At 36.9% G+C, this 4650-nt stretch carries 4 protein-coding genes; 2 read left to right on the forward strand and 2 right to left on the reverse strand.

What is annotated here, in order from left to right:
* Nucleotides 1–603 (reverse strand): CPBP family intramembrane glutamic endopeptidase (locus tag V7266_RS26820; RefSeq protein ID WP_335472272.1); only part of this gene is annotated, 603 nt, incomplete at its 3' end.
* A gap of 382 nt (nt 604–985) precedes the next feature.
* Between V7266_RS26820 and groES the strand changes: the two genes are divergently transcribed.
* Complete coding sequence (gene groES / locus V7266_RS26825; protein ID WP_160724906.1) at nt 986–1273, forward strand: co-chaperone GroES; 288 nt, start codon at nt 986–988, stop codon at nt 1271–1273.
* An 88-nt stretch (nt 1274–1361) separates the two neighbouring features.
* A complete protein-coding gene (gene groL, locus V7266_RS26830) occupies nt 1362–2990 on the forward strand; it encodes a chaperonin GroEL (protein ID WP_335472273.1) in 1629 nt (542 codons plus the stop codon).
* Nucleotides 2991–3658: 668 nt separating this feature from the next.
* Here groL and V7266_RS26835 read toward each other — a convergent pair.
* Entirely contained in the window at nt 3659–4546 is an 888-nt protein-coding gene (locus tag V7266_RS26835) for an AraC family transcriptional regulator (protein ID WP_335472274.1), read from the reverse strand.
* Nucleotides 4547–4650: the final 104 nt, after the last annotated feature.

A 4650-nucleotide genomic window follows, 5' to 3' on the forward strand; every position in this document is an offset into this window, starting at 1 on the left:
TATTGGGACAATGATACGGTTAGTTTTGACATAAAGAAAGGCAAACGTAAAGCCCATCGCTGCATAAAGCAAAATATGTACAGGTTCCATATGGGCCAAGGCGAAGATGACGGAACTAATCAATGCTGAAATGAAAAAATTATATCTTTTATATAGTGCACCAAAAATAATTTTGCGAAAGACAATTTCCTCCAGGATTGGTCCAATAATGCTCGTTACAAGAATCGCCAGCGGCAGGGTTTCAATGATTTTCAGGATATCCTGCGTATTCTCCGAACCCATTTTAACTCCTAAAAGGCTCTCGATTATGGCGGCAACATACTGGGCAAATAATGCTAAAAATACCCCTAACACAGCCCACATCGCCGAATAGCCAAACGAAGTTCCTTTTTCATCTAAGCTGCGAGTGTTCATTTCTTTCCGTAATAGTAACAGGATAATAATGAGGGCGATCGAAAAACTAGCAATCAGATAAACAGGAACAGCTAATTTTTGACTAATAGCAAATTGTTTAAAGCCAAAGATTAAGATGGGCAGCCCCACTAGACTTGAAAACTGCATAACAATATAAACAATAATGACCCACCAATATTCCTTTTTCAAATGATAATCTCCTTTAAATACAGTTATATAATGCAGCGAGCGTTCGGTTATTAATTGGTCCGATATAAGCACTAATATTTATTTTACTCTTAAAGCCGTGATTGTATCAATTTAGAAGAACTGTTGGATGAAAATGAAGGCTTCTGAACGATGAAAAGCACTATATAGAAATTTGTCTACTTTATTTTATAAAAGAGGTATAGAATGCTTGCTTTTTCACATACTTTATAAGGTTGTAAAAAAGAAAATTTCTTTGTAAAAATTTATGCATCATACTTGCAAAAAAAACTCAGATTCATTATTATAATAATTGTGTTAGCACTCATTAGTAGAGAGTGCTAATAATGACGGAAACTACATATATTTGAGGAGGTTGTTTGAATTGTTAAGACCATTAGGTGATCGTATTATTATTGAGCTTGTCGAGTCCGAAGAAAAAACTGCAAGCGGAATCGTATTACCGGATTCAGCGAAAGAAAAGCCTCAGGAAGGAAAAGTTGTTGCCGCAGGTAATGGCCGTGTCCTTGAAAACGGTGAGCGTGTAGCACTTGATGTGGCTGTAGGCGATCGTATTATCTTCTCAAAATACGCTGGTACAGAAGTGAAATACCAGGGTGTTGAATACTTAATTTTACGTGAAAGCGATATTCTTGCTGTCGTAGGCGAGTAAAAAAACAGCGTTTAAACGCTGGAACTTAATAGGTAATGAAGTTCAAAGAATAGATTCAGAGTAAAAAATACGAGGAGGTTTTTTTACAATGGCTAAAGAAATTATGTTTAGTGAAGATGCACGCCGCGCAATGCTTCGTGGTGTTGATGCTCTTGCAAATGCAGTAAAAGTAACTCTTGGACCTAAAGGACGCAACGTGGTTCTTGAGAAAAAATTTGGTTCACCACTTATCACTAATGATGGTGTAACAATTGCAAAAGAAATCGAATTAGAAGATGCATTCGAAAACATGGGTGCTAAATTAGTAGCTGAAGTAGCAAGCAAAACGAACGATGTTGCCGGTGACGGTACAACAACTGCAACTGTTCTTGCACAAGCGATGATTCGTGAAGGCTTAAAGAACGTTACAGCTGGTGCGAACCCAATGGGTATCCGCAAAGGTATCGAGAAAGCTGTTGCTTCTGCTGTTGAAGAACTAAAAGCGATCTCTAAACCTATTGAAAACAAAGCTTCGATTGCACAAGTTGCGGCAATCTCATCTGCTGACGAAGAAGTTGGCCAATTGATTGCTGAAGCAATGGAACGCGTTGGTAACGATGGCGTTATCACAATCGAAGAATCTAAAGGCTTCACAACTGAGTTAGACGTTGTAGAAGGTATGCAATTTGACCGTGGCTATGTTTCTGCATACATGGTAACAAACACTGACAAAATGGAAGCTGTTTTAGATAATCCATATATCTTAATCACTGACAAGAAGATTTCTAGCATTCAAGAAATCCTTCCAGTATTAGAGCAAGTTGTACAACAAGGCAAGCCATTATTACTTGTTGCTGAAGATATCGAAGGTGAAGCATTATCTACATTAGTAGTGAACAAGCTTCGCGGAACATTCAATGCAGTTGCTGTTAAAGCTCCTGGCTTTGGTGACCGTCGTAAAGCAATGCTTGAAGATATCGCTGCATTAACTGGCGGTGAAGTGATCACTGAAGAGCTTGGCCGTGACCTTAAGTCTGCAACCATCACTTCTTTAGGCCGTGCGGCTAAAGTTGTTGTAACAAAAGAAAATACAACGATCGTTGAAGGTGCTGGCGCAACTGAAGATATCCAAGCTCGTGTAAACCAAATCCGTTCTCAATTAGAAGAAACTACTTCTGAATTTGACCGTGAAAAATTACAAGAACGCCTAGCTAAGTTAGCTGGCGGTGTAGCAGTAATCAAAGTTGGTGCTGCGACTGAAACTGAATTAAAAGAGCGCAAGCTTCGTATCGAAGACGCATTGAACTCAACTCGTGCTGCAGTTGAAGAAGGTATCGTATCCGGTGGTGGTGTAGCCCTTCTTAACGTATACAACAAAGTAGCTCAGATCCAAGAAGAGGGCGATGTTCAAACTGGTATTAATATTGTTCTTCGTGCTATCGAAGCACCAGTACGTACGATTGCTGAGAACGCAGGTCTTGAAGGATCTGTTATCGTTGACCGCTTAAAGCGTGAAGAAGTGGGCGTAGGTTTTAACGCTGCTACTGGCGCGTGGGTAAACATGATCGAAGCTGGTATCGTTGACCCAACTAAGGTTACTCGTTCAGCTCTTCAAAACGCAGCATCTGTTGCAGCTATGTTCTTAACTACTGAAGCAGTTGTGGCTGATAAGCCAGAACCAGCTGGTCCTGCAATGCCTGATATGGGCGGCATGGGCGGTATGGGCGGCATGATGTAAGCTAAACAGCTTACCATTCTTTAAAAGCTGTCTTTTAAATAATTATTTCAATAGCAAAAACCACTTCCTAAAAATGAGGAAGTGGTTTTTTGTGTTGTTTTTAAAATTTACGTTACAAAGACTTTTTGGATGAAAGACGGGTCAGAAACACAACCAAGACATTACCAAAAATAATGAGCCCAATCCTTCATGAGGTAATGCCAATGAAATAGTTCACCCTTCATTTTATCCCCTACGAATTATCTTTTCCTCCACAGTTATTTAAAGTTGCTTCCCTATTCCCATAAATTTCAATTTGATATGGTACGCGTTTCATAATTTATATTGTAATCAAACAACAGAAAGTGAGGTAATAATTATGTTTGAATTAATTATTGTTTGCTTAGTTCAATTTTTTGCAGCCTACTTTTGTTTAAAGTCATCTAAACAATCACTTGAAGTAACACCAGTTGAATCATTTGAGGATTATTTTATAAAGTCTAGAAATAAACGGTTCTATTCCAAAGTAAATGTTAGATAAAATACAACAAAAGAAGTGAAATGCGGATGGCATCTCACTTCTTTTTTATTATCTTAGGCTCATACATTAAGTTCAATTTTTAGGCTTAATTAGTAAGAAATTAGACAATTTATTGATTCATTAGCAACCTTCAAACCAATTATTAAAACTAAGGATTCTTATGATAAAAAAGATTCTTTTTATGGTTTTCTTTGAATTGTTTGGGTGTTTCACCAGTCATTTTTTTAAAAAGTAAGGTAAAGTAATTCGGGTTATCATACCCCATAATTCTGGCGATTTCACCTACTTTTAACTCTGTCGATACCAACAGGTTCTTTGCTTCTCCAATTCTGCGATTAATTAAGTAATTAATCGGACTGATTTTCATTTGTTCTTTAAATACATGGGATAAGTAATACTTATTAATAAATAGCGCTTCAGCTATATCCTCTAGTTTGATATTTTTTTTATAGTTTTTATCAATAAATTCTTTAATACGATGGGCAATTGTATTGGATTCTTCCGTCTCACTTGTAATATTTTGCTGTTTAAGCAGCCTGTGTATTAAAGCAATGGAGGACGTAAGTAAACCCTGACATATAATTTCATATCCAGTAGCCTTAAGCGACGACTCTTCGAATATTTGTGTAAAAAACGACTTGATTGAACTTGAATACTCATTTTTTCTTATAACCGGTTCGACCTCATATGGTATGATACACAATTCCTTCAATTGATCAATCGATAGATTAGAGATTCCACAGAAAAAGGTCACTAAGGGATTGGCTGGATTTGAGTATTCTTCATGGATAATTCCTGCATTGTAGACAAGAATATCCCCTTCTTTTGCCGTATAACTTTTGTTGTTAATAATAAAAGTTCCTTCGCCCTCACAAATATAAATAATTTCACTTAAATCATCATGTTTGTGGCTTGGAAAATTCCAGTTGGGATTTCCTTCAACCTGTCCGGAATAGGCAAGTAACGGGGGTTTTTTAAACTTTAAAGGTGTTTCCCAATATTCTTTACTTAATTCTGTGTAGTTTGAGTTCGTCATAAATATCCCCTTCATTTAGGACTTGCCAACATACTTACTTGAAATAGCAATATATTATAGTTTTTATTTCCGATAAAACAATATATTAAAGAATTCCTCTATTT

Origin of the sequence: Neobacillus drentensis (assembly GCF_036965645.1) — a bacterium.
GTDB classification, from domain to species: domain Bacteria; phylum Bacillota; class Bacilli; order Bacillales; family Cytobacillaceae; genus Neobacillus; species Neobacillus drentensis_D.

Coding starts and splice junctions, on each gene's coding strand:
- V7266_RS26835 (WP_335472274.1), bottom strand. CDS start 4,546: ATGACGAACTCAAACTACACAGAATTAAGTAAAGAATATTGGGAAACA.
- groL (WP_335472273.1), top strand. CDS start 1,362: ATGGCTAAAGAAATTATGTTTAGTGAAGATGCACGCCGCGCAATGCTT.